A 23,653-nucleotide genomic window follows, 5' to 3' on the forward strand; every position below is an offset into this window, starting at 1 on the left:
CCTCAGCGTTCAGAACTCAGTAATAACAGCAGCGACACCGGCTGCTCGCTCTCCGGATGCAGCGGCTCCTGCAGCCACTGCAAACGCCAGCCGGTTTCATTGAACAACCCCAGCCAGGACTCCAGGGTACGGAAGAACCAGGGCATCGGCTGGGCAAAACCCTCGCCAAAACCGGCAAAAGTTTCCACCCGCCAGCCATCGCGGTAACTCGCATCATTGCAAGCGCGCCAGGGGTGTAGGGTCTGGATCAGCAGGCGACCCTCCTTGGCCAATAGCCGATGCAGGGCATCGAGGGTTGGCGTCAGCGGCTCTTCGAACAAGGCAAAGTTGCACACCAGCACATCGAACCGGCCAAGTTGCGCGGCCTGGCTTTCCAGTTCGGCATAGCCGCACACGCGGTACTGCGCGCGCTGGCCCGCCGCCTGCTGGGCAACCGCAATCAGCGGGGCCGAGGCGTCCACCCCCACTGCCTCGATGCCATGCTCGGCCAGGCCACGGCACAGCCAGCCTTCACCGCAGCCCAGGTCGAGCACCCGCTTGGGGGCCAGCGCCAGAATGGCCTGAACAATGGCCGCGTCGGTCACCAGCCGCCGGCTCTCGATGCGCTGCTCGCGCACGGCCGCCGTCCAGGCATCGGCATTGGCCTGCCAGCTGAGGTTGAGTTGCTCCCTGTGATCACGCTGCATACGCCACTCGCCGTCGCTTCAGTCGCCCGCTCGATTCTAGCAGCCGCGCGCAATCCAGCGAGGCAGCCCATTCTTGAGCAGCCGTAACGTAGCGCCACACCACTGCAAGCTCACTCAAACGCTGTAAAACCCGGTAAATATTTTCCTGTCTGCCAAGTACATCCCTGCCAGCCGACAGGCCAGCGGCTAGACTTGAAGCAGCAGTGGCCGGCTGAACAGGGCTCAGGGATCTAGCCCGACCGAAGTGACTCAGCGCCCTGTCAAACCTATGGATAAGTGCAGCAGGTTGAATACATATGGGCGCGTCATGGCAACTCCACATCACTCCACTGCCTGCCGGCGAGCAACCTGGCCAGCAGCCGAGTCCGCGTAAACGCAGCAGCGCGCTGAAAATCACCTGCTGGTTGCTGGTACTTGCGCTGCTTATCGCCGCCGGACTGTTTACCGCCGATGAAATGCGCACCTCGCGCTTTCAGGCCGAGCAGCTCAGCCGCTACGCGCAAACCCTCAGCTACCGGGTAAAACCGGGGCCTAGCGCGTCGATCATCTACCCCAAGGAAGGCCCCTTCGATAAGCGCCAGGGCTACACCCACCTGCCCCTGATGCTCGAACGCCTGGGCCTGCGCGGCTATATCGTGCAGCAACAGGCGCAGTTTTCCCCGGCCCTGCTCGACTATGCCCAGCGCGGCCTGTTTGTACCCTACCCGGAGAAGATCCAGAGCGGCCTGCGCATCAGCGACTGCAGCGGCACGCCCTTCTATGAGTTTCGCTACCCGCAGCAGCGCTACCCGAGCTTCACCAGCATCCCGCCGCTGGTGGCCGGCAGCCTGCTGTTTATCGAGAACCGCAAGCTGCTCGACCCCGAGCAAGCGCTGGCCAACCCCGCAGTAGACTGGCCACGCTTTGTCATGGCGGCCATCTCCCAGGTCGGCAAACTGCTGGATATGCAGGATCAATCCGCCGGCGGCAGCACCCTGGCCACCCAGCTGGAGAAATACCGTCACTCGCCGGACGGCCTGACCTTGTCCGCCACCGAGAAGCTGCGGCAAATGCTCTCGGCCAGCGTGCGCGCCTACCAGAGCGGACCGCAAACCCTCGCCGCCCGGGAAAACATCGTGCGCGACTACCTCAACAGCGTGCCGCTCTCCGCCGCGCCAGGGCATGGTGAAGTGCACGGTCTGGCCGATGGCTTGCGCATCTGGTTCGGTGCGGACTTTGCTCGGGTCAACCTGCTACTCGACCCGGCCCGCTCGCCCGAGGCGACCACCCAGGAGCGCGGACTGGCGCTGCGCCAGGTGCTGGCTTTGATGATCGCCCAGCGCCGCCCCTCCTATTACCTGGCACAGGGCCGCAATGAGCTGGCCAAGCTGACTGACAGCCATATCCGCCTGTTGGCCAGCGGCGGTCTAATTGACGCTCCGCTGCGCGATGCGGCGCTGAACCAGCCACTGACCTACCGCGACTGGGCCCTGGAACCCAACCTGCAACCGGTGGAGGGCAACAAAGGCATCAGCGTGTCACGGGCGCGCCTGTCCGCGATGCTCAATATGCCGCTGTACGACCTCGATCGCCTCGATCTCAGCGCCAGCAGCACTCTGAACAACAACCTGCAACAAGCCGCCAGCCAGTACCTGCAGCAACTGGCCGACCCGGAATTTGCCGGGCAGATCGGCCTGTTTGGCGAGCGCCTGCTGTCGCCGGAAAAAACCGCCGACGTGCGCTACAGCTTCACCCTGTTCGAGCGCACCGATAACGGCAGTGTGGTGCGCGTGCAGACCGACAGCACCGACCAGCCCTTCGACATCAATGAAGGCAGCAAGCTGGAGCTGGGCTCCACCGCCAAACTGCGGGTGCTGTCCACCTACCTGGAAATCATCGCCGAACTGCACCAACGCCACGCGGGCCAAGCCCCCAGCGAACTGCGCGCAGTCAATGCGCAGGACAACCTGACCCGCTGGGCCGTCGACTACCTACTCAGCAATCCGGCCGCCACACTGCCGGAAATGCTGGATGCGGCGCTGGAGCGCAAATACTCCGCCAGCCCAGGCGAGCGCTTCTTCACCGGCGGTGGCGTGCACACCTTTGCCAACTTCCGCCGTGAAGATAATCAGCGCATCGCCAGCATGCGCGAAGCCCTGCGCGAGTCGCTGAACCTGCCATTTATCCGCCTGATGCGCGACCTGGTGCGCTACAGCACCTATCAAGGCCCGAACAACAGCGCCGAGCTACTCAAGGACGACAAGGACCCGCGCCGCCAGGCCTACCTGCATGATTTCGCCGACCGCGAAGGCACCACCTTCCTGCTGCGCTTCTGGCGCAAGTACCAGGGCCAGCCAGAACAACAGCGTCTGGACACCTTTCTCAACGGCCTGCGTCATACCTCGGTGCGCCTCGCCGCCGTGCACCGTTACCTGATGCCGCATGCTGACGCAGCCAGCTTCTCGGCGTTTCTGCGCAAATATTTGCCTCAGGAAAAACTCAGCGATAAACGCATAACAGAGCTGTATAAAAGCTACGGCCCAGGTGCCTACAACTTGCCGGATCAGGGTTATATCGCTCGCGTCCACCCGCTTGAGCTTTGGTTACTGGGCTACCTGATCGAGCAACCACAAGCCAAATTCAGCGATGCGGTGACAGCCAGTCAGGACGAGCGCCAGGAGGTCTATGGCTGGTTGTTTCGCAGTCGGCACAAAAGCGCGCGCGACAGCCGTATCCGCATCATGCTGGAGGTCGAGGCCTTTCTCGATATTCACCGCCGCTGGCAAAACCTCGGCTATCCCTTCGCCCACTTAGTGCCGTCACTGGCCACCGCCATCGGCAGCTCCGGCGACCGGCCGGCAGCCCTGGCCGAGCTGGTCGGAATCATCCAGAACGATGGCATTCGCCAAGCCACCGCGCGTATCGACAGCCTGCATTTCGCCGCCGACACGCCCTACGACACCCTGGTGGTGCGCGATCAGCTGGCCGGCAAGCGGGTAATGGCACCCGAAGTGGCCGCCGCGCTGCGCAGCGCACTCGCCGACGTGGTCGAAGCCGGTACCGCGCGCCGCCTGCTCGGTAGCTTTACTCAAGCGGACGGCCAGCCCCTCAAGGTTGGCGGGAAAACGGGGACCGGTGATAACCGTATCGAAACAGTCGGGGCCGGTGGCCGAGTGCTCAGCTCGCGCGCCATGAACCGCACTGCGACCTTCGTGTTCTACCTGGGCGAACACCACTACGGCACCCTCACCGCCTTCGTGCCTGGCCGCGCCGCCGAAAGCTTCCGCTTTACCTCGGCGCTACCGGTGCAGGTGCTCAAAGGCATGGCACCGATCCTCATGCCCTATCTGGAGCCCGGCAGTCAGAGCCAATGCCCGCCGCCTCAGCCGAATACGCTGACCAGTAGCCTCTAAACCCAGCAGCACAAAGCCCCTGGGGAATTACCGCCAGGCGAAATAAAAACAGGAGGCTCATGGCCTCCCGTTTTGTTAAGCGCAACTGCCGCCTATTTGGCCTTGTAGATAATCCCAGGGCTGCATTGCACCATCTGATAGTGAGTGGGCAAGCCGTTGAGGGCCTCGGATGCGCCGAGGAACAGATACCCCCCAGGTTTGAGCATCGCATGCATGCGCGTAAGGATGTCCTTCTTCACATCCGCAGAAAAGTAGATCAGCACGTTACGGCAGAAAATCACATCAAACTTGCCCAGGCTGGAGTAACTGTCCAGCAGGTTCAGCGGACGAAACTCGATACGACTCTTGATCGCCGGCTTGACCGACCAGCGCCCCGGCCCCTTAGGGTCGAAGTAGCGCTGCAAGCGCTCCTGCGACAGGCCACGGCCCATCGCCAGGCTGTCGTACTCGCCGGACTTGCAGTTGATCAGCATGGTCGGTGAAAGGTCGGTGGCAACGATCTGCAAACCGCCCTTGAGCTGACCAATATTGGTCTTCTCGAACTCGTCGATGGTCATAGACAGCGAATACGGCTCCTGTCCGGAAGAACAGGCCGCAGACCAGATGCGCAAACGCTGCCCTGGGCTGGCCTTGATCATCTCGGGCAGCACACGGTTCTTCAGCACTTCAAACGGATAAGTGTCGCGAAACCACAAGGTTTCGTTGGTGGTCATGGCATCGACCACTTGCTCACGCAGACCACTGCGCGGCTGGCTCTGCATGCGCTGCACCAGTTCGCCCAGGGTTTTGATGCTGTTCTGCTCCATCAACTTGTTGAGCCGACTGGAAACCAGGTACTGCTTGTTAGTGCCAAGCAGGATGCCGCAGGCTTTTTCCAGGAAAGTCCGGAACTGCTCGAAATCCAAATTACCTGTAGACACTCGCGAGGCCTCGACGAACATATGATTCACTAAGGGCCAAGCCCTTAGTCCCCTGCCGCAACATTGATGCGTTCAGCGACCCGTGCAGCCAGGTCATCCGGGCGGAATTTGGCGAGAAAATCATCTGCCCCCACCTTCTTCACCATGGCTTGGTTGAACACGCCAGAAAGGGAAGTATGCAGGATGATGTGCAGCTTTTGCATACGCGGATCGGCGCGTATCTCCGCGGTCAGGGTGTAGCCGTCCATCTCCGGCATCTCGATGTCGGAAATCAGCATCAAGAACTCCTCGGCGGGGTTCTTGCCCTCCTCGACCATGGCCTTCAGATAATCCAGAGCCTGACGCCCATCATTGAGTGCCACCACCTCCACGCCCACGGTTTCCAGGCAACGGGTGACCTGCTTGCGCGCGACCGAAGAGTCGTCGCAGGTGAGCACCCGTTTGCTTATAGCTCGAGCTTGGGTCTCGGCACTTAAAATCCCTTCGGAAATAACTTCCGATGTCGGTGCCACCTCGGCAAGGATTTTCTCGACATCGATGATCTCGACCATCTTGTCGTCCAGGTGCGTCACCGCCGTCAGGTAGTGATCGCGCCCAGTGCCCTTGGGTGGCGGGTGAATCGACTCCCAGTTCATGTTGACGATGCGCTCGACCGAGTGCACCAGAAAGCCCTGAACCTTGGTGTTGTATTCGGTGATGATCACGAAGCTGCTGTCGATATTGGTCAACGGCGCATTGCCCGTGGCCATCGATAAATCAAGAATCGGAATGGTGCCGCCGCGAATATTGGCCACACCACGAACAACCGGACTGGACTTGGGCATGATGGTGAGTTTCGGGCATTGCAGCACCTCCTTCACCTTGAATACGTTGATCCCATAGAGCTGGTTACTGTTCAGACGGAACAGCAGCAACTCCAAACGATTCTGCCCAACCAACTGAGTTCGCTGGTTAACCGAATCCATCACACCGGCCATACCCAAACTCCTTATTTGAGTAACACACTTGCTGTCAGCGTAGCAGGCGGCACGCGCCTTGCTATCCAACCTATATGAAGACTGAAACGACAACTAATCGACGCTCGCTGGCAAAATGCCGCTATTGGCTGGCAGTTGTACCTGCTTTGCTGGCACTCGGCTATAGCGCGCTGGTAACGGCGGATGCCACACGGCCTGAACAACTTATCGGCGCTGGCGAAGGGTTTCTTGAGCAAGCGGTAAGTGATTATTTACAGCGTAGCAACATCGCTGGCCGCCATCAGATTCAAATCAACCGGCTCGACCCACGCCTGCGCCTGCCACTCTGTGAGCTTCCGCTGACCACCACCCTGGAAAGCCCTGCCGAGCCAATTGGCCGGGTAACCCTACGTGTGCGCTGCGAAGGCAACGCCCCCTGGACCGTCTTCGTGCCGGGCCAGGTACGCCTATTCCGCGAGGTGGTCATCGCCAGCCGCCCGCTCAAACGTGACAACTTAGTGACGGAAATGGATGTAGTACTGGCAGAGCGTGATGTCGGCCTGCTCAATCAGGGCTATCTGACGGCACTGCCACAGGCCATCGGCAAAAAATTGACGCGAGCACTACTGGTAGATCAGGTGCTGACACCTGTGCATGTCCAGCTAGCCGAAGCCATTCGCAAAGGTGATCAGGTGGTGATCAGCGCTCGTAGCGGTGGGATTAACGTGCGCATGCCCGGTGAAGCCTTGACGGACGGGGCCATCGGCAAGCAGATCAGCGTACGCAACCAACGCTCCAATCGCGTGATCAAGGCCCGAGTGGTAGGTCCAGGCCAGGTTGAAGTGGTCATGTAGGCATGATTCTTGTTTTAACTTTGCTGCGTAAGTGAGCTGACGATTTCCCACACTGTGTTTAGACTGTTACTTGACGCACACTTTTTGCCCTAAAGTTTTCTTGGGCAAGGCCGACAAGCTAGGCAAGCGTCCAAACACTGTTCGAGGTTTTGCATCATGGTCATTGACATCAACCGGCTCAACAATGCCGCAACGCCAGCCAATTCGGGGCGTACCGGCAGTGCCCAGGCGGGTGGTCAGAGCGAAGCCGTTGGCAGCAAACAGCCTGGCAACGTGCCGAACCCCACCGAACAGGCGCAACAAGCTGGCAAAAGTGGTGAGTCGGTACAGCTCAGCCGCGATGCCCAGCAGCTGCAAAAAGTCAGCGAAAAACTGCGCGATCAGCCGGCCGTCAACAAAGAGCGCGTCGCCCAGTTGAAGCAAGCGATTGAAGACGGCAGCTACCAGGTCGACAGTCAACGCGTTGCCAGCAAGCTGCTTAATTTCGAATCCCAGCGCTAGTCCAAGGGCTGCGCTGGGGGTATTGGTCGCCCACAGACCTTTCACGCGATAACTGCTGAAAGCATCTGTTACCCCCGAAGAGCCCGCAATGCACGACACCAGCCTGCTCGACCTGTTCACCCGTGATATCGGCACCGCCGAGCAATTGCTTGAATTGATCGATAGCGAGTTCCAAGTTCTTGGCGATCGCGACCTCCCCCGCCTGCAAAGTATTCTCACGGAAAAGCTGCCCCTGCTCGGCCTGCTCCAGCAGCACGGCAAAGAACGCAGCCAGCTCCTCACCAGCCTGGGTCTAAGCCCCGATCGCGCCGGCCTGCAGGCACTGGCCGCACAATCCAGCCAGGCCGAACTGTTGCTTGAACGTGGTGACCAGCTCAACGCCCTGCTGGAGCGCTGCCAAACCGCCAATCTGCGCAATGGTCGACTGATCCGTTCCAGCCAAGCCTCGGCCAACAGCATGCTCAATATTCTTCGCGGCAATGAGACCCCGAGCCTCTATGACAGCCGCGGCGGTGCGGCTAGAATCGGCCAGCAGCGCCCGCTCAGCCAGGCCTGAAACCTATAACAAGGCACAGGGGACATACTGTCACAATGCCAGTATGCTAGTGCCGTAGCATTTTTGCCCGGAGAGTTATGGACCGTGTCCAGCCCCTTTAGCCAGGAAGATGGCCCGCAGCCACCCAAGGTACTCAAAGCACCTGTGGAAATAATGGCCAACCTGCGCCAACTGCAACAAAGCCATGACCCACTGATCATCACCTTCCACGAACGTAACCAGCGCTTTCAGAGCTATGTCATCGACGTAGATCGCGACAAGAATCTGCTGATCCTCGATGAACTGATGCCGAGCGACGGCGAACGCTACCTGCTCAATGGCGAAGCCTTTAACGTTGAGGCCTTTCACGAAGGCGTTCGCGTGGCGTGGAAGTGCGAGCAGGCTGTACGCATCACCGAACATGAGGGCGCTCGCTGCTATTTCAGCCCGATGCCGACCGAGGTGACCTACCACCAGCGCCGCAGCGCCTACCGCGCACCGCTCAAGCTGGCAGAGCTGATCAAGATAGAACTGGCCGGCGATAAATTGCGTACCGCCATACCGGGGCAGTTGCTGGACATCTCCGCAACCGGTTGCAAGCTGCGCATACCGGGCAATATCAGCAACAGCCTGCAGGCTGGCCAAGTGTACGAGCGCTTTACGGCAAAATTCCCTTTCGGGGCCATGACCACAGCCATTGAAGTGCGCCATGTGCAATACGAGGAAAAGCTCGACATCACCTTTATCGGCGCACGCTTTCATCGCATCAACGGGCAAGAGCAGCGCCTGGTTGAGCGTTTCGTCTACCAGCTGCAACGTGAAGCACGACGTGTGGATAGCGACGGCCTGTTCTAAGCCGGCATAACGGCCGATTAAAGGCGAATATTCAGCGCCGCCAGACGCGCGAGATCTTCCGGCCGATCAACATCCCATAGCTCAGGCAGCAGCGCTGGACGCCAGTCCAGTTGCTGCAAACGCTGCAGCGTCATGCCCAATACCCGCTCCGTCCCCCACGGCATATCGTTGAATAACGCCACATCGATGCTGCGCAACCCCAGCAGGACATAGCCGCCATCCTCGGCTGGACCAATCACCACTGACTGCTCCTGCAATGCCGCGCAAGCCGCCTGCAGATAGGCACCATCCAGCGCCGGGCAGTCATTGCCAATCAACACCACCGCATCACTTTCGGCCAAGCCCAGGGTCGCGATACGCCGCATTCGCTCGCCCAGATCGCCAATTGGTTGCTCGACCAGCGTCCAGCCCTGCGCCTCGGCCAAAGCCTGAAGGCCAACCGCAGGCAGATCATCCAACCAGAGGAAGCGCTCGTGAAAATCACCTGCAGGCAGATGCAATGCCCTTTCCAGCAGCAGCTGCTGCAAATCGCAAGCACCCTGAGCACCCAGCGCTGGAATCAAGCGGGTTTTCACCCGCCCCGCTACCGGTGCGCGCGCCAACAGATGCAAGGAGATCGACAGGCTCATGGCTGTGATCCTCGGCGGTATTGGGATGCCAGTCGTTCGGGACTGACACCCCAGTAATATGCCAGACGCAAACGCCACATCAACAGCACGGTGCGAATGACCCCCTGTTGTTCCCAACGCCGGCTGGAGGTCGACAAGGGCGGCCGCAGGCAGCGCGGACGGACCTGCCGCTTGAGCCGCCGGCACAGCTGCAAATCCTCCATCAGTGGTATCGCTGCATACCCACCCAGAGCCTCGAAACACTCGCGACGGACGAAAATCCCCTGATCACCCGAGGCGATTCCGGTCAAGCGTGAACGCAGGTTGATCATCGCGCCAATCACGCGCAGCGCCAGCCCCGCGCCCGCCAAGCGCACATCGAAACGCCCCCACACGGGACGCTCGTTCAGGACATCAAGCAGACTCCTGAGTGACTCCGCGCTGACCCGCGTATCGGCATGCACAAACCACAGGTACTCGCCGCTCGCCGCCGCCGCGCCCTGGTTCATCTGCACGGCGCGGCCAGCGCTACCGCTCAACAGCTGATCGACCCGACTGGCAGCCAGTGCACAGGTCGCATCACTGCTGCCGCCATCGACCAGGATCAGTTCGGCTCCATCCGCACGCAGCGCAGCCAGATCCGCCAACAGCCACGGCAACGCCTGCGCCTCATTGCGCGCAGGGATAATCACGCTAAGCCGTCGCGTCATCCGCGCACCTCCGGCGGCAAGGGCGACTCAGCGGCAGACGTGGCGCTATTGTCGTGCATCTGCTCCTGCACCGCTTGCTCATCAACACGCGGATCGAGTGCGGCGGCCAACGGCGAACTAGCGGTGCTGTCCGGCATGGGAATGTGGTGCAGCGGCGCGTCGTCGACCTGATGCAGGTGGGTGACGCGCTGCGGCCGTATACGCAACACCAGAATCAAGGCGCAGCCGCAGACAAAGGCATACAGCATGTTCGCGCCGAACACGCGCATCAGCACGCCCGCCAGCAATGGCCCGATACAGGCCCCCACGCCGAAGGTCACCAGCAGCATGGCCGTCAGCGATACCCGCCGCTCGGCTTCGACATGGTCATTGGCCAGCGCCACGGCCAACGGGTACAGACTGAACTGCAAGGCACACACCAGAAAGCCGCCGGCGAACAGCAGCGGCAAGCTGACCTGCGGCAGAATCGCCAAGGGCAGTGCAGCCAGCGCCAACAACGCCGCACAGCCGCGAATCAGGCGCACGCGATCATGCCGGTCGGACAGCCAGCCCAACGGCCACTGCGCCAGCAAGCCCGCAATGATGCAGCAGCCCATAAACAGACCGACCTGCTCGGTGGGCAACCCCATACGCGTGCCATACAACGGTGCCAAACCGTAGAACGAACCGACCAGCAAACCCGCCACTACGATGGTGGTCAGCGACATCGGCACCCGATCGATAAAGAAGCGCATTTCCAGCGGAGCCGGATGCAACGGCGCGGGGTGCAGTTTATGGGTCAAGGCCACCGGCACCAAGCACAGGGCAAAGCACAGCGCCACCAGCATCAGCAGCTCAAGGCCCAGCGTCGGGTGTACCACCAGCACCAGTTGACCGAGGATCAAGCCCAGGTAGGAAGCCCCCATATAGCCGGCAAACACCTGGCCACGCTGGCTGGTTTCCGCCTGCTCATTGAGCCAGCTCTCGATCACCATGTACTGGCACATCATGCCCAGGCCCACCAGCATCCGCAGCAGCAACCAACTGGGCAGCCAGTCGCTGAGGCCATGCCCAAGCACCGCGGCAGTTACCACACCGGCGCAGGCCACATAGGCGCGGATATGGCCGACCCGAGCGATCAACCGATGCCCCAGCTTGCCGCCCAGCACCAAGCCCAGGTAGTTGGCCGCCATCAGAGCACCGACCCACAAGCCATCGACCGTTTGCGCCAGGCGCAACGCCAGGTAAGTACTCAACAAACCCGAGCCCACCAGCATCAACAGGGTGGCGAAATACAGCGAACTGAAAGATTTGAGCACCACGGACATGGGTACACCGGCCTCCATTAAGGGCCGCCGAACCCATGCCCGGCGGTCAGATGCTACGCGTGGGCCGCCAACACACGGCGCTCCCACGGGGTGATTTCATCGAAGAAGCTGGTGAGCTCCAGCGTCTTGGTGGCAATGTAGCCTTCGATAAACTCTTTGCCGAACAGTTCCAGCGCCAGCTCACTGCGCGCCAATCGCGCGATGGCCGCATGCATGGTGCAAGGCAGCGCCAATTCATCCGGCACCTCGAACTCGCCCTGAATCGGCGCACTGGGTTGCAACTGTTGCTCAAGCCCATGCAACCCCGCCGCGAGGCTGGCCGCCAGCGCCAGGTAAGGGTTGGCGTCGGCACCCGGCAGGCGGTTCTCGACCCGCCTGGCCACTGGCGCACTGGCCGGGATACGCAGGCCAGCGGCGCGATTATCCTCCGACCAGCAGGCATTGTTCGGCGACGCGTAAGGGTGACACAAACGCTGGTAGGAGTTCACATGCGGCGCGAACAGCAAGGTGAAATCGGCCATGGCCGCTTGCTGGCCGGCAATGAAGTGATAGAACGCCGGCGTCGCCTGGCCATCGGCCGCGCTGAAGATATTCTGCCCACTGCCCTGCGCCACCACACTCTGGTGAATGTGCATGGAGCTGCCCGGCGTATGCGCCAGCGGCTTGGCCATGCACACCACACTGAGGCCATGCTTGAGCGCGACTTCCTTGAGCAGGTGCTTGAACAGAAAGGTCTGATCGGCCAGCAGCAACGGGTCGCCGTGCAGCAGATTGATCTCGAACTGGCTAACGCCCATCTCGTGCATAAAGGTATCGCGCGGCAGCCCCAGAGCTGCCATGCACTGATAGACCTCGTTGAAGAACGGCCGCAAGCCGTTGTTGGAACTGACGCTGAACGCCGAACAGCCATCTTCACGACGCCCATCAAGCCCCAGCGGTGGCTGGAATGGCTGTAGGGGGTCGCTATTGGGGGCAAACACAAAGAACTCCAGCTCGGTCGCGACCACCGGCTGCCAACCGTGCGCGGCGTAGCGGGCAATCACTTGCTTGAGCAAACCGCGGGTCGACAGGCCCGAGCTGCGACCATCCAGCTCATCGGCATCGCAAATCGCCAGCGCACGCGGCGTATCGCTCCAGGGCAAACGGTGAATCTGCGTCGGCTCGGCATTCAGCGCCAGGTCACCGTCATCACTGCCGTAAAACTGCGGGGCCGGATAGCCACCCATCATGCATTGCAGCAGCACACCACGCGCCAACTGCAGCCGCCGCCCCTCGAGAAACCCCTCAGCTGTCATCACCTTGCCACGTGGCACACCGTTCAGATCCGGGGTCACGCATTCGATTTCATCAACACCACGCAGCAATTCAGCCAGGGCGGTGCGGTTGAGGGTGTTCATTTGCTGTTGTCCTTATATGCGCAAGAAGCCGTAGTCGAACGGCCGAAGCGTACAAAATACGCATCAGCCGTTCGAGATATCAAGCACAGCAACCTGACTGATCAATCAGATCGGTAACACACCGACAAATACATCCACTAACTAGATATATACATGCAGACTAAAACCATCAGCTCGGCGACCTAATCCACTCAAAATTAAAGGCTAATATATTGATTTATATAGTTAAAAATCAACTATCGACAGCATCGATGTTTACCATGCCCAGCATCCACTTCTTCATCAGTTTTTCGTAAGTAACATGGGCCCCGTACTCACTTACGACCCGCCCTTACGAGGAGCCTGAACATGAAAAAGCAAATTCTCACCGCCCTGATCCTGACCAGCCTATCCGCCAGCGCTTTCGCCTTGCCGCAGAACAACCCGCAACCATTGTTGGGTGAAATGCAGGACAGCAGCGTGAAAACCCAGCTGAGCCTGGGTGGCAACCTGCAGACTGAAGGTGGCGCTGATCGCCTGCAAGAACGCCTGCGTGTCGCTGCTGATGGTGCCGACCGCACCGACTTGAACCGCGTCGCTGAAGGTGGAGCTGAACGCACCCCGGGCATGCGTGTAGCCGCAGACGGTGCCGATCGCGCTGGCTTGAACCGTGTCGCTGAAGGCGGAGCTGAACGCACCCCAGGCATGCGTGTGGCCGCAGACGGTACCGACCGCACTGGTTTGAACCGTGTCGCCGAAAATGGCGCTGAGCGCACGCCAGGCATGCGCATCAGCTAACACCACCCCGCTACACCTCTCGCATAAGGCACCCAAATGGGTGCTTTATGCGTTTAAGGCTGCCTCCAGCTGCGCCAGCCGCTGCTCCAGTTCCGCCACCCGCGCCTCCAGCGCTTCGACTCGGCAGTCCTGCTGCGCGCTATTCGACGGTCTTACCAGCTCACTGGCCCTGGCTTCCAGCGCCGCCTGCAAATCGGCAGGATCGCCCAGCACGTGCATATAGCGATCCTCGCGCTGCCCCGCCTGACGCGGCAGCAGGCACGCCAGCTCACGACCGATCAGACGTTCGAGGTTGTGCTGCAGCTGTTCGGCATCCTCGAACTCATGCATGCGGTTGCTACGTGTAAGCAACTCATTGACCGTCTGCGGGCCGCGCAACAACAACAAACCGAGCAGCACAACCTGCGCCGCTACCAGCTCCAGGCCCTTGTCGGCGCGGTGCTCCCAACGGTCCGCGCGACTGCCCATCACCAGCCGGGCCAACCCGCGCCCTTCCAGGCTGCGCAGGGCTTGCCCAACCTGGCCAGCGGTCAGGTTCAACACCGGCTCACGGCTGGTTTTCTGGTTGCACGCCAGCACCAGGGCGTTGAGGGTCAGGGGGTAGGCTTCCGGTGTCGTCACCTGCTTTTCGATCAAGCAGCCCAGCACCCGCGCCTCGACGACCGTCAGGGGCTCAACAACCGCTTCACTCACGCCTTCGTTGGACATAACGACCTCAGCTATCAGACAGTTGCCTAGCCTAGCCCGCCTGACCGGCGGTTGATATGACCACCACTCGACGGGTGCAACCGCACCACGCAGCGAGAGCTGAGCGCACTGTGCTAAAGTCGCGCGCTATTTTTCCGCCGGGCCTGTTCCGGGCCGCGCGAAAATCCTCACAACGCTGCACGTAGCCACTGCATCCAGCCGCCCCAGATACGCCTTACAGCGCCTGACCGGCCCTAATAAGAGATCGCAGGCTCACCGCCCATCATTCGAGACGCATGCCATGACCGCTGCCCAACACCCGCTATTGCAGATACTCAACCGCACCAGCCTGGTGCTACAGATTTTCATCGGCCTGCTGGCCGGTATCGCCCTGGCGCTGTTCGTGCCTCAGGCCGCTGCCAGCGTCAACCTCCTCGGCACACTCTTCGTCTCGGCGCTGAAAGCCGTAGCGCCAGTGCTGGTGTTCGTATTGGTGGCAGCGTCGATCGCCAACCATCAGCAAGGCCAGCAGACTCATATCAAGCCGATCCTGTTGCTGTATCTGCTCGGCACCTTTAGCGCCGCCCTGATTGCCGTAGTCGCCAGCTTTGCCTTTCCGTCGAGCCTGATCCTGGTCAGCAACAGCGCCGAACTGTCGCCTCCGGGTGGCATCAGCGAAGTGCTGCACACTCTGCTGCTGAATGTGGTCGACAACCCGGTCAATGCCCTGTTGAAGGGTAATTTTATCGGCATCCTGGCCTGGGCCATCGCCCTGGGCTTTGCCTTTCGCCATGCCAGCCCGAGCAGCAAGCAGATGCTCGCCGACCTCTCTAATGGCGTGACCAGCATCGTCAAACTGGTGATTCGCCTGGCACCGCTGGGCGTCTTCGGCCTGGTCGCGGCCACCCTGGCCGAATCTGGCATGGGGGCGCTGCTCGGCTACCTGCACCTGCTGTTGGTGCTGGTCGGTTGCATGCTGTTTATCGCCCTGGTGGTCAACCCGGCCATCGTGTTCTTCAAGATTCGCCGTAACCCCTACCCGCTGGTGCTGACCTGCCTGCGTGAAAGCGGCCTGACCGCGTTCTTTACCCGCAGCTCGGCCGCCAATATCCCGGTCAACCTGCAGCTCTGCGAACGCCTGGGCCTGCATGAAGAAACCTACTCGGTATCGATTCCGCTGGGCGCGACCATCAACATGGCCGGTGCCGCCATCACCATCAGCGTGCTGACCCTGGCCGCCGTGCACACCCTGGGGATTGCCGTCGACCTGCCCACCGCGCTGCTGCTCAGCGTGCTGGCGTCGATCTGCGCCTGTGGCGCTTCGGGGGTTGCCGGTGGTTCGCTGCTGTTGATCCCGCTGGCGTGCAGCCTGTTCGGCATTCCCAACGAAGTGGCCATGCAGGTGGTGGCGGTCGGCTTTATCATCGGCATCGTCCAGGACTCGGCGGAAACCGCGCTGAACTCTTCCACCGACGTGCTGTTTACCGCCGCGGCCTGTATCGCCGAAGAGTCACGCAACTAAGCTTTAGCCCCCCGCAGGCCGGCCATGTGGCAAGCCTGCAAACCCCGCCAGGTGCTGCACGTTAGTCGCCTGGCGGTTGAATAGCCGCCTGATTCCGGTAGGCTTTGCCCCTCTTTAATCACCCATTCTTTAAATGGAGTAATCCCCATGGCCCGCGCCACTGCCCGTCACATCTTGGTTGCCAGCGAAGACAAGTGCAACGAACTGAAAGCCGCTATCGAAGGCGGTGCCGACTTCGCTCAAGTCGCCAAAGACAACTCCAGCTGCCCGTCCAGCCGCAGCGGCGGTGACCTCGGCTCGTTCGGCCCAGGCCAGATGGTCAAGGAGTTCGACACCGTGGTGTTCAGCGCCCCGATCAACGTCGTGCAAGGCCCGGTGAAGACCCAGTTCGGCTATCACCTGCTGGAAGTGACCAGCCGCCAGGACTGATCCTGACGCTCCGCTGGGCCGCTCAGGCCCAGCGAACTCAGCCCCCGCCACACCTCAGCCCGTCAGGGCTGCGCCTCACCCTCGACCGTTAGCTGCCTGGCACGCTGCAACAACCCCTGTGCAGCAAACTCACGCAGGGCCTGATCGACCTTCGGCAACAATGCCGCATGCTTGCGATGCAGAAAGGTGTGCAACTCGACCTCGTCGACCACTCCGAGCACCTGCATACCCGCCAGCGCTTCGCCACTCGCGCGCAACTCATCCAGCGCCATCCGCGCCGAAGCGATCTCCATCACCACCACATCGATACGCCCGGCCTTGAGCATCAGAAACAACTGCTCCGGTTTAGGCGCATAGCTGACCTGCATGCCTGCCGTGTTGTACTCGACATACTTGACGCCCATCTCGGAACCCAAACGGTACGCGGCCAGGGATGCCCAGCCATCGAGCGGCAACGGACGCATGGCAAAGGCCCGGAACGCCATAACCCCCACTGGTGTTGGCACCGCCACAAGGTTGGGGAAGTCTTCGCTGATGCTCTTCACCCGGAACAACTCGCCGTCATAATCGCCGGCATTGGCCTTGGCCAAACCGCGCCGCGAGGGCAGCGGCACGATCTGCAACGAATAACCGATATGCCGGTACACCGCCGTCATCACGCGGCTCATCACCTGCGTGCTGCGATCATCGGTATCAACGGTACTCAGGGTGATGACTGGCAGCTCAGCGGCATTGGCCACATTCAGCAGCAACGCCAGCAGCCAGGCGCAGCATGACCTGAGTAGCCTGCAATGCCGAGCCGCTGCGACACCCATACGAGCACATCCTGCCTAGAGAGTGGTGTCTAAGCGTGGCTGCAAATAGTCCATGACGCCAGCCAGGGGCGCGCGGCGTGATCAATGGCCGCGGGGCCAGGCCAATAGCCAGGTATACTCGCCGGCCTTTTCTTCTCGCACCCGCGGACCTTGCCATGACTCAGACACCAGCACCTGACCACGAATCCGCTGCTCAGGCTACCGACGCCAGCGCGCAACCGAGCAGCGTCGACACCGCCAGCAAGCCCGCGGCCACCGGCTTTGCCTCGCTGTTCGGCGCAGCCAAGGCCGCCGCTGGCAAGCAAGACGGCCAGCCGTGGCACCAGAAGGGCAATAAATCTGCCCATGAGAAGAAGATCGGCCCAGCCCCAAGCGGCACCCGCCGTTCCATGGGCAAGCGCTAGGCCAGTCGCGCGCGCAGCCAGCCATGCAGCCAGCCACCGCCGACATTCAGCAGCAACCCGAGCAGCACCAGCAGCGCCCCCACTAGCTGCAGGCTGCTCAAGCGTTCATCGAGCAACAGCGCCGAAGAGCTCAGCCCGACCACCGGCACCAGCAGCGAGAACGGTGCCACCTGGCTGGCCGGGTAACGCGACAGCAAGCGACTCCACAGGCCATAGCCGAGAATGGTCGCGCCGAACGCCAGGTAGACCAGCACCAGCAGGGTATCCAGGCTAAAACCGCGCAGCGCCGACTCGATCACCTCAGGGCCTTCCAGTAGCCAGGACAGCGCAAAAAGCGGCAGCGGCGGCACCAGGCTGCCCCACACCACCAACCCCACCAGATTCACCTTGCCCAGCTTGCGCGTGACGATATTGCCCAGCGCCCACATGGCGGCAGCGCAGAGCGTTAGAAGAAAACCGGCCTGAGTCATCAGGCCATTGCCCTGCGAGCCGATCAGCAGCAAACCTCCGGCCGCCACCAGTAGCCCAAACAGGTTGCCCAAGCGAAAGCGCTCGCCCAGCAACAGCACGGCAAATAGCAGGGTAAACATCGCCTGCGACTGCAGCACCAGCGACGCCAGGCCGGCCGGCATGCCGACGGACATGGCAGAGAACAGAAAGGCGAACTGCCCGAGCGAGATGGTCAAGCCATAGGCCAGCAGCCAGCGCAGCGGAATCTGTGGGCGCTTGATAAACAGCACCGCAGGAAAGGCCGCCAGAAGAAAACGCAACGCGCCCAGCAGCATCGGCGGCATCTCGTGCAGGCCGATCTTGATCACCACAAAATTCATGCCCCAGACGATGATCACCACCAGGGCCAGCAGTAAATCCTTGGGTTGCATAGGCGCTCCTCGCTAACTGGCAAGCTCTTATTAAAACCGCCAGGCTCAATGCCCTTCCTATACAGCACCTCGAAAAATCAGCCATACAGCGCGCCAGACCCGCACCGCCCGGCGGATTGCACTGCTACAGGTGCCGCAAACGGCGTGAAGGGCTAGAATCGCAGCCTTTACCCATCAACCCGTAACGACGAGATAAACCATGGGCGCCCAGTGGAAAGCCAAACCTAAAGAAGCCGCCGCCAACGCCAGAGGCAAGATCTTCGGCCGGCTGGTCAAGGAAATCATGATCTGCGCCCGTAACGGTGCCGATCCGGACCTGAATCCCAAGCTGCGCCTGGCGATCCATCAGGCGAAAAAAGCCTCGATGCCCAAGGAAACCCTCGACCGGGCGATCAAGAAAGGCGCCGGCCTGCTGGGCGACACCGTGACCTTCCACTCCGCCACCTATGAGGGTTTCGCCCCGCATCAGGTGCCCGTGATCATCGAGTGCCTGACCGACAACATCAACCGCACCGTGGCCGAAGTCCGCGTGTTGTTCCGCAAGGGCCAGATGGGCGCTTCCGGTTCGGTAACCTGGGACTTCGACCATGTGGGCATGATCGAAGCCAACAGCGAGAACGGCGCTGACCCGGAAATGGCCGCCATCGAAGCCGGCGCTCAGGATTTCGAGCCTGCCGAAGACGGCAACACCCTGTTTATCACCGAGCCGACCGACCTCGACGCCGTGTGCCGCGCATTGCCGGAGCAGGGTTTCAGCGTCAACTCGGCGAAAATTGGGTTTATCCCGAAAAACCCGGTGAGCAGCCTGACGGCCGAGCAACTGGAAGAAGTCGAAGCCTTCCTCGAAGCGCTCGATGCCCACGATGACGTGCAAAACGTCTATGTCGGGCTCTCCGGCTAACCAGCCGGTGCCACCCTCGACAGGTGCAGAGCCTGTCGAGGTGCAAGATAGCGGTTGCCAGGACGGTAACCGGGGTACATCTCAGACGTGCGACCGATGGACGCAATTCATCGAATAGGCAGATTGATCACACCCCGCCCTTTGCAAAGCGGGTAAAATCGCCGCCCGCCGCGCCACCAGTGCCCGGCGTGTACACAGGGACGTTGTCACACAGGAGTTTTACCGTGCACAAGCTTCTTACCCTGGCGGGGTGTTTATTGCTCGCCGCCTGCGCCAGCAACCAGCAGACGGTCTACGAGCAGTCGGTCAAGGCCGGCACCAGCCCCATGGCCAAGAGCGCCCTTGAGGCCATTCACAACACCCAGGCCATCCCGCTGCCGCTCGACCCGGGCCTGCTGGCTCCACAGTGGCCGATCAGCGCCGACGAACCGCGCCTGGATTTCGGCAGCTCGATTTCCAACTACCGGGTGTTCTCCCTGGCGTTGAAAAAAGGCGAGCGCTACACCCTCAACGTGCACTCGCTGTGCAATGACGCCTGCCTCGGTTTCAGCAAGTTCGCCCTGAAACCGCGCGCCCTGCTGCTGGATGCCTACGGCACCGTGATCGCCGACAAACCCTCGCGCGCCTCGGCCGCGGTCGGCCAGCTCAACCTGAGCTGGGATGGTGAAGCCAGTGAAGACGGCACCTACTACCTGCTCGTCGCTGCCGATAACGACAGCCCCGGGCAAACCATCGTGATTGACGATGTATGGGTCAATAACTCGCCACTGATGGCAGTCAAGGTGCCCATGCAAAGCTCGCCCTTCGGCAAGATCAGCGCGTTCTCTACACCTCGCATCGACTGACATACGCAACCTCGGCGAGTCGCAATGGCTCGCCTGCACCAGCGCCCCTCTCCCACAGCACCCTCTGCCCGTCTATTGCCAAGGCGTTATAACGACCTATGGTATGAACACGGCCGCACGCAATCGGAGCCCTGCGCATGCCTCTTCGCTGGCTGACTACCCTCGGTTTGATGATTGGCCTGCAGGCCGCGCCGGCCTTTGCACGCACCCTCGACGTCGAACTGGATATCCAGCATATCGGCGGCCTGCTGCCGGCGGCCGAGCTGGACAGCATGCTCGCCTCGCCCACGGTGCAGGTTAGCGCCATCTATAAGCCGCGCTGGCTGATCCCCGGCATCACCGCCAGACGCGAAAGCACCCTGCCGCTCGGCAGCAAACTGTTGCCGATCCTCCAGCGCAGCGAATTGTCGCCCCAGCAGATTGCCCGCCGCGGCCGCACCCTGAGTTTTAGCGTCAGCGAGAAAAACGCCGAGCACCGCGGTTATACGCTGGCCAATCTGCAACTGTTTCTGCCCATGGCCGATGGACCAGGCCGGCCGCAGCCGAGCCTGGAAATCATCCTGCCGGAACTGCCGCCCAGCGCTCAGGCGCAGCAACATGCGCTGCTGACGCAGGCCGGCAGCATCGAGCTGGGCATGCGCCTGCGCTACCGCTGGAGCGATGCCCAGGCCGTAATGACGCAACCCAGCCCGCGCTGCAGCGACAACGCGCAGATCATCGACCACGATCACTACCGCTTTCGCCCCAGGCATAGCCACGCCGGTCTGTTCCGCCACCTGGCTGCGCAAACGCACAGCGGCCAACGCAACCTGCAGCTGGCCGAACCCTTGCCCAGCGAACTACAAGGCTGGGTAATAGAGCGCCAACAGCTGGTGCAGTTGCCGATAGACAACGTGCTGGTCGAGCGCCTGTCGCTGCTGGCCACCCGCGAAGCCTCGGCGCAGTGCCAGCACAGCCGCAGCTATGAGGCGCTGTTTGCCGACGGCCAACTGGTGGAAATGCAGTACAGCGGCTACCACTCCGGTTGCGCCGATGACAGCAGCGCCAGCCAGTGGCTGGCGGCCAGCTGGTTGAATGACGGCAGCCTGGCGCAGCTGTCCAGCACCCAGGGGCAGGCCCCGAGCAACAGCTGGGATGCCTTCGCGCTGAGTCAAACGACACACTGCCAGGCGAACAACGGCCAGCCGGCAGCTCAGCCTGCGCCGGATCAGCTGCAGGCATTACAGGTGCATATACAAAGCGTGCAGCGCCTGCGTCAGGCCTTTCTGACCGACTGAGCAACGGCCGCGTTATCCGCACACTTATTGATCCGCAGCAAGGTGGCCAACGCCCAGCGCCTTAGCCTATGACACTACTCACTGTCATCGACGAGGCTTCCATGAGCATCACCTCTGCCAGCATTTGCGCGGCCGCCGACCAATTGCAGGGTTTTGTCGGTTTCAACCGCAAGAGCGGCCACTACATCGTGCGGTTCTCCGAAGACTCCTTCGGCCTCGACGTGCTCGAAAACAGCATCACGCCGACCTGCGAATTCGTCTGGCGCGCCTTTGACGGCGAGCTGATGAACCTCGACCGCGCGCGTCTGCAATTGCTGCTGGAACAGAACATCGACGAGCGCCTGGCGATCAGCGAACCGCTGCGGGTCTATGTGCGCCGTACCGACATGCCGGAAATCAGTGCCGAACGGCGTCGCCTGAACGCCTGAGCATGGCCGAATCGACCCAGGCTTGTGCACATTCGCCCTCACAGCTGCAGCCCGCGGCAGACTAAGCTCGACTGGCCAATTGCATTCGCCCAGGAGCCTGCCGATGTTCGATGTGCTGATCAAAAATTCGCTGTTTTTCGATGGCAGCGGCGCACCGGGGGTTGTGCGCCACCTGGGCATCGCCGACGGCAAGCTGGCCTGCATCAGCACCAGTGCCCTGGATGAAACAGGCTGTGACCAGGTCATCGATGCGCAGAACCGCTGGGTGACGCCCGGCTTTATCGACATGCACACCCACTACGACGCCGAACTACTGGCCGCGCCGGCACTCAAGGAGTCGGTACGGCATGGCGTGACCACGGTGATGATCGGCAGTTGCTCAATCAGCATGGTGCTGTCCGGCCCCGAGGACTGCTCCGACCTGTTCACCCGCGTCGAATCGGTGCCGCGCGAGCATGTGCTGCCGCTGCTGCAGGCGCGCAAGAGCTGGCACAGCTCAGCCGAATTCGCCACCTACCTCGACCAGCACCCGCTGGGGCCGAATATCTGCGCCTTTCTCGGCCACTCCGACCTGCGCGTCGCCGTGCTCGGCCTGGAACGCGCGGTGGACGCCAGCGTGCGCCCCAGCGAAAGCGAGCTGCAGCAGATGGAGCGCCTGCTGGACGAGGCGCTGGACGCCGGCCTGCTCGGCCTGTCGAGCATGACCAACCCCTGGGACAAGCTCGATGGCGAGCGCCAGCGCTCGAAATCCCTGCCCTCGGTGTATGCGCCCTGGGCCGAATACACGCGGCTGAACAAGATCCTCCGACGACGCGGACGCATCCATCAGGGCGCGCCCAACCTGGTGACCAAGCTGAATGTGCTGGCCTTCCTCTGGGACAGCATCGGCGGTTGGTGGCGCAAGCCGCTGAAGACCACCCTGATCACCCTGATGGACGTCAAGGCCGACCCCTGGCTGGCACCGATCCTCGGCCCGCTGACGCGCTGGATCAACCGCCTGACCCGCGCCGACTTCCGCTGGCAGACCCTACCAGTGCCGTTCGAAACCTATGCCGATGGCATGGAGTTCGTGGTTTTCGAGGAATTCCCCGCCGGCCAGGCCGCGCTGCACCTGGCCAACCATGACCTGCGCAGTCAGCTGTTTCAGGATCCGGCCTACCGCCTGCGCTTTCGCCAGGACGTGGAGAAGAAATTCGGCCCGCGGGTCTGGCACCGCGATTTTGACGACGCCTGGATCGTCGACTGCCCGGACGCCAGCGTGGTCGGCAAAAGCGTCGGCGAACTGGCCAAGAGCCGCGACGCACACCCTGCCGACCTGTTTCTCGACCTGCTGGTGGCCCACGGCCCGCGCCTGCGCTGGCGCACCCTGATCGCCAACCACCGTCCCGAGGTGGTGGAAAAGCTGGTGTGCGAACCGAGCACGCTGATCGGCTTTGCCGACTCCGGTGCGCATATCCGCAATATGGCCTTCTACAACTTCGGCGTGCGCCTGCTCAAGCTGGTGCGCGACGCCGAACTGCGCGGGCAAGCGGTGATGCCGATAGAAACCGCGATCTGGCGGCTGACCGGCGAGCTGGGCGAATGGTTCAACATCGACGCCGGCCGACTGTACCAGGGCGCGCGGGCCGACCTGGTGATCATCGATCCGGCTGCGCTGGATGAGTCCCTGGCCAGCTACCAGGAAGCCCCGATGGAGGCCTTCGGCGGCCTACAACGCATGGTCAATCGTGGCGCAGCGGTGGAGGCCGTGCTGATCAACGGGCGCATTGCCTTCCAGCACGATAAGTTCGCCGCGGATCTGGGCCAGGCCCGCGGCTACGGGCAGTTTCTGCGCAGCAATTTGTAACCCGGCTGGGCAGGCGACCTACGGCGCACCGGTGCGGCACCAGGCTGGCATAATGCGCACCGCACAGCCTGGTGAGGAACTCCCGGGCCGGGATTGAAAGGACTCGAACCGAAATGCCCC

Annotated in this window: 24 protein-coding genes; 14 read left to right on the top strand and 10 right to left on the bottom strand. The window is 61.8% G+C overall.

Translation table 11 applies throughout. The features are described 5' to 3' along the window. Positions 1–2 precede the first annotated feature (2 nt). Positions 3–686 carry a class I SAM-dependent methyltransferase gene (locus WBK23_RS05545; RefSeq protein ID WP_424482968.1) on the bottom strand — a complete coding sequence of 228 codons (684 nt, stop codon included), beginning with the start codon at positions 684–686 and terminating at the stop codon, positions 3–5. Between the two features lie 296 nt (positions 687–982). Between WBK23_RS05545 and WBK23_RS05550 the strand changes: the two genes are divergently transcribed. Then, positions 983–4,078, top strand: a complete 3,096-nt coding sequence (locus tag WBK23_RS05550) for a transglycosylase domain-containing protein (RefSeq protein WP_424482969.1) — start codon at positions 983–985, stop codon at positions 4,076–4,078. A gap of 92 nt (positions 4,079–4,170) precedes the next feature. On the opposite strand, the gene cheR is transcribed toward WBK23_RS05550, so the two are convergent. After that, positions 4,171–4,998, bottom strand: a complete 828-nt coding sequence (gene cheR, locus WBK23_RS05555) for a protein-glutamate O-methyltransferase CheR (protein ID WP_424482970.1) — start codon at positions 4,996–4,998, stop codon at positions 4,171–4,173. A gap of 44 nt (positions 4,999–5,042) precedes the next feature. Further along, positions 5,043–5,975 (bottom strand): chemotaxis protein CheV, encoded by a 933-nt coding sequence (locus WBK23_RS05560; protein ID WP_424482971.1) that lies wholly within the window; start codon positions 5,973–5,975, stop codon positions 5,043–5,045. A gap of 74 nt (positions 5,976–6,049) precedes the next feature. Between WBK23_RS05560 and flgA the strand changes: the two genes are divergently transcribed. From flgA to WBK23_RS05580, 4 genes are all read left to right on the top strand, one after another. Next, positions 6,050–6,808: a flagellar basal body P-ring formation chaperone FlgA gene (gene flgA, locus WBK23_RS05565; RefSeq protein ID WP_424482972.1), complete on the top strand. Its 759-nt coding sequence runs from the start codon at positions 6,050–6,052 to the stop codon at positions 6,806–6,808. Positions 6,809–6,964: 156 nt separating this feature from the next. Then, a complete protein-coding gene (flgM, locus tag WBK23_RS05570) occupies positions 6,965–7,309 on the top strand; it encodes a flagellar biosynthesis anti-sigma factor FlgM (protein WP_424482973.1) in 345 nt (114 codons plus the stop codon). 88 nt (positions 7,310–7,397) lie between these two features. Next, positions 7,398–7,865 (top strand): flagella synthesis protein FlgN, encoded by a 468-nt coding sequence (locus tag WBK23_RS05575; RefSeq protein ID WP_424482974.1) that lies wholly within the window; start codon positions 7,398–7,400, stop codon positions 7,863–7,865. A gap of 84 nt (positions 7,866–7,949) precedes the next feature. Beyond that, positions 7,950–8,699, top strand: a complete 750-nt coding sequence (locus WBK23_RS05580; RefSeq protein WP_424482975.1) for a flagellar brake protein — start codon at positions 7,950–7,952, stop codon at positions 8,697–8,699. A gap of 17 nt (positions 8,700–8,716) precedes the next feature. On the opposite strand, the gene WBK23_RS05585 is transcribed toward WBK23_RS05580, so the two are convergent. Genes WBK23_RS05585 through WBK23_RS05600 form a run of 4 tightly spaced genes read right to left on the bottom strand, consistent with a single transcriptional unit; the run spans position 8,717 to position 12,619 of the window. Next, positions 8,717–9,328 carry a TIGR04282 family arsenosugar biosynthesis glycosyltransferase gene (locus WBK23_RS05585; RefSeq protein WP_424482976.1) on the bottom strand — a complete coding sequence of 204 codons (612 nt, stop codon included), beginning with the start codon at positions 9,326–9,328 and terminating at the stop codon, positions 8,717–8,719. After that, positions 9,325–10,017 (bottom strand): TIGR04283 family arsenosugar biosynthesis glycosyltransferase, encoded by a 693-nt coding sequence (locus tag WBK23_RS05590; RefSeq protein ID WP_424482977.1) that lies wholly within the window; start codon positions 10,015–10,017, stop codon positions 9,325–9,327. The genes WBK23_RS05585 and WBK23_RS05590 overlap by 4 nt, the downstream gene beginning before the upstream one ends. Continuing rightward, positions 10,014–11,324: an MFS transporter gene (locus WBK23_RS05595; RefSeq protein WP_424482978.1), complete on the bottom strand. Its 1,311-nt coding sequence runs from the start codon at positions 11,322–11,324 to the stop codon at positions 10,014–10,016. The genes WBK23_RS05590 and WBK23_RS05595 overlap by 4 nt, the downstream gene beginning before the upstream one ends. 53 nt (positions 11,325–11,377) lie before the next feature. After that, positions 11,378–12,619 (bottom strand): glutamine synthetase family protein, encoded by a 1,242-nt coding sequence (locus tag WBK23_RS05600; RefSeq protein WP_424483296.1) that lies wholly within the window; start codon positions 12,617–12,619, stop codon positions 11,378–11,380. A gap of 450 nt (positions 12,620–13,069) precedes the next feature. On the opposite strand from WBK23_RS05600, the gene WBK23_RS05605 reads away from it, so the two are divergent. Beyond that, positions 13,070–13,498, top strand: coding sequence for a phage infection protein (locus WBK23_RS05605; protein ID WP_424482979.1), 429 nt, complete (start codon positions 13,070–13,072; stop codon positions 13,496–13,498). A gap of 45 nt (positions 13,499–13,543) precedes the next feature. Here the strand turns inward: WBK23_RS05605 and WBK23_RS05610 are convergent, their stop codons facing one another. Further along, entirely contained in the window at positions 13,544–14,206 is a 663-nt protein-coding gene (locus tag WBK23_RS05610) for a YceH family protein (RefSeq protein ID WP_424482980.1), read from the bottom strand. A 280-nt stretch (positions 14,207–14,486) separates the two neighbouring features. On the opposite strand from WBK23_RS05610, the gene sstT reads away from it, so the two are divergent. Beyond that, on the top strand, positions 14,487–15,707 hold the full coding sequence (gene sstT, locus WBK23_RS05615; protein ID WP_424482981.1) for a serine/threonine transporter SstT: 1,221 nt from the start codon (positions 14,487–14,489) through the stop codon (positions 15,705–15,707). A gap of 147 nt (positions 15,708–15,854) precedes the next feature. Continuing rightward, complete coding sequence (locus WBK23_RS05620) at positions 15,855–16,136, top strand: peptidylprolyl isomerase (protein WP_090248458.1); 282 nt, start codon at positions 15,855–15,857, stop codon at positions 16,134–16,136. A 62-nt stretch (positions 16,137–16,198) separates the two neighbouring features. On the opposite strand, the gene WBK23_RS05625 is transcribed toward WBK23_RS05620, so the two are convergent. Next, positions 16,199–16,951, bottom strand: a complete 753-nt coding sequence (locus tag WBK23_RS05625) for a substrate-binding periplasmic protein (RefSeq protein WP_424482982.1) — start codon at positions 16,949–16,951, stop codon at positions 16,199–16,201. 155 nt (positions 16,952–17,106) lie between these two features. Here WBK23_RS05625 and WBK23_RS05630 point away from each other — a divergent pair, with 155 nt between their 5' ends. Further along, positions 17,107–17,355, top strand: coding sequence for a hypothetical protein (locus tag WBK23_RS05630; RefSeq protein ID WP_424482983.1), 249 nt, complete (start codon positions 17,107–17,109; stop codon positions 17,353–17,355). On the opposite strand, the gene WBK23_RS05635 is transcribed toward WBK23_RS05630, so the two are convergent. After that, positions 17,352–18,236 (bottom strand): EamA family transporter, encoded by an 885-nt coding sequence (locus tag WBK23_RS05635; RefSeq protein ID WP_424482984.1) that lies wholly within the window; start codon positions 18,234–18,236, stop codon positions 17,352–17,354. The two genes, WBK23_RS05630 and WBK23_RS05635, sit on opposite strands and share 4 nt — an antisense overlap. Before the next feature lie 199 nt (positions 18,237–18,435). On the opposite strand from WBK23_RS05635, the gene WBK23_RS05640 reads away from it, so the two are divergent. The 5 genes from WBK23_RS05640 to WBK23_RS05660 all read left to right on the top strand — a co-directional run bounded on the left by WBK23_RS05640 (position 18,436) and on the right by WBK23_RS05660 (position 23,533). Further along, positions 18,436–19,137 carry a YebC/PmpR family DNA-binding transcriptional regulator gene (locus WBK23_RS05640; RefSeq protein ID WP_424482985.1) on the top strand — a complete coding sequence of 234 codons (702 nt, stop codon included), beginning with the start codon at positions 18,436–18,438 and terminating at the stop codon, positions 19,135–19,137. A 224-nt stretch (positions 19,138–19,361) separates the two neighbouring features. Continuing rightward, the gene (locus WBK23_RS05645; RefSeq protein WP_424482986.1) at positions 19,362–19,982 is read left to right on the top strand and encodes a hypothetical protein; all 621 of its coding nucleotides are present in this window, start codon (positions 19,362–19,364) and stop codon (positions 19,980–19,982) included. 137 nt (positions 19,983–20,119) lie between these two features. Further along, entirely contained in the window at positions 20,120–21,259 is a 1,140-nt protein-coding gene (locus tag WBK23_RS05650) for a hypothetical protein (protein WP_424482987.1), read from the top strand. Positions 21,260–21,360: 101 nt separating this feature from the next. After that, entirely contained in the window at positions 21,361–21,687 is a 327-nt protein-coding gene (locus tag WBK23_RS05655; RefSeq protein ID WP_424482988.1) for a DUF2025 family protein, read from the top strand. A 103-nt stretch (positions 21,688–21,790) separates the two neighbouring features. Then, positions 21,791–23,533: an N-acyl-D-amino-acid deacylase family protein gene (locus WBK23_RS05660; RefSeq protein WP_424482989.1), complete on the top strand. Its 1,743-nt coding sequence runs from the start codon at positions 21,791–21,793 to the stop codon at positions 23,531–23,533. Positions 23,534–23,653: the final 120 nt, after the last annotated feature.

The sequence above is a fragment of the Pseudomonas sp. genome, assembly GCF_049653025.1.
Classification (GTDB): Bacteria; Pseudomonadota; Gammaproteobacteria; order Pseudomonadales; family Pseudomonadaceae; genus Aquipseudomonas.

Bases quoted from the DNA above. Each gene is read 5' to 3' on its own strand.
- WBK23_RS05660 (WP_424482989.1), top strand. From the start codon at position 21,791: ATGTTCGATGTGCTGATCAAAAATTCGCTGTTTTTCGATGGCAGCGGC.
- WBK23_RS05635 (WP_424482984.1), bottom strand. From the start codon at position 18,236: ATGCAACCCAAGGATTTACTGCTGGCCCTGGTGGTGATCATCGTCTGG.
- WBK23_RS05600 (WP_424483296.1), bottom strand. From the start codon at position 12,619: ATGACAGCTGAGGGGTTTCTCGAGGGGCGGCGGCTGCAGTTGGCGCGT.
- WBK23_RS05630 (WP_424482983.1), top strand. From the start codon at position 17,107: ATGACTCAGACACCAGCACCTGACCACGAATCCGCTGCTCAGGCTACC.
- WBK23_RS05575 (WP_424482974.1), top strand. From the start codon at position 7,398: ATGCACGACACCAGCCTGCTCGACCTGTTCACCCGTGATATCGGCACC.
- WBK23_RS05560 (WP_424482971.1), bottom strand. From the start codon at position 5,975: ATGGCCGGTGTGATGGATTCGGTTAACCAGCGAACTCAGTTGGTTGGG.
- WBK23_RS05545 (WP_424482968.1), bottom strand. From the start codon at position 686: ATGCAGCGTGATCACAGGGAGCAACTCAACCTCAGCTGGCAGGCCAAT.
- WBK23_RS05620 (WP_090248458.1), top strand. From the start codon at position 15,855: ATGGCCCGCGCCACTGCCCGTCACATCTTGGTTGCCAGCGAAGACAAG.
- WBK23_RS05625 (WP_424482982.1), bottom strand. From the start codon at position 16,951: ATGGGTGTCGCAGCGGCTCGGCATTGCAGGCTACTCAGGTCATGCTGC.
- WBK23_RS05610 (WP_424482980.1), bottom strand. From the start codon at position 14,206: ATGTCCAACGAAGGCGTGAGTGAAGCGGTTGTTGAGCCCCTGACGGTC.
- flgA (WP_424482972.1), top strand. From the start codon at position 6,050: ATGAAGACTGAAACGACAACTAATCGACGCTCGCTGGCAAAATGCCGC.
- WBK23_RS05655 (WP_424482988.1), top strand. From the start codon at position 21,361: ATGAGCATCACCTCTGCCAGCATTTGCGCGGCCGCCGACCAATTGCAG.
- WBK23_RS05595 (WP_424482978.1), bottom strand. From the start codon at position 11,324: ATGTCCGTGGTGCTCAAATCTTTCAGTTCGCTGTATTTCGCCACCCTG.
- WBK23_RS05650 (WP_424482987.1), top strand. From the start codon at position 20,120: ATGCCTCTTCGCTGGCTGACTACCCTCGGTTTGATGATTGGCCTGCAG.
- flgM (WP_424482973.1), top strand. From the start codon at position 6,965: ATGGTCATTGACATCAACCGGCTCAACAATGCCGCAACGCCAGCCAAT.
- sstT (WP_424482981.1), top strand. From the start codon at position 14,487: ATGACCGCTGCCCAACACCCGCTATTGCAGATACTCAACCGCACCAGC.
- WBK23_RS05605 (WP_424482979.1), top strand. From the start codon at position 13,070: ATGAAAAAGCAAATTCTCACCGCCCTGATCCTGACCAGCCTATCCGCC.
- WBK23_RS05585 (WP_424482976.1), bottom strand. From the start codon at position 9,328: ATGAGCCTGTCGATCTCCTTGCATCTGTTGGCGCGCGCACCGGTAGCG.
- WBK23_RS05590 (WP_424482977.1), bottom strand. From the start codon at position 10,017: ATGACGCGACGGCTTAGCGTGATTATCCCTGCGCGCAATGAGGCGCAG.
- WBK23_RS05640 (WP_424482985.1), top strand. From the start codon at position 18,436: ATGGGCGCCCAGTGGAAAGCCAAACCTAAAGAAGCCGCCGCCAACGCC.
- WBK23_RS05550 (WP_424482969.1), top strand. From the start codon at position 983: ATGGGCGCGTCATGGCAACTCCACATCACTCCACTGCCTGCCGGCGAG.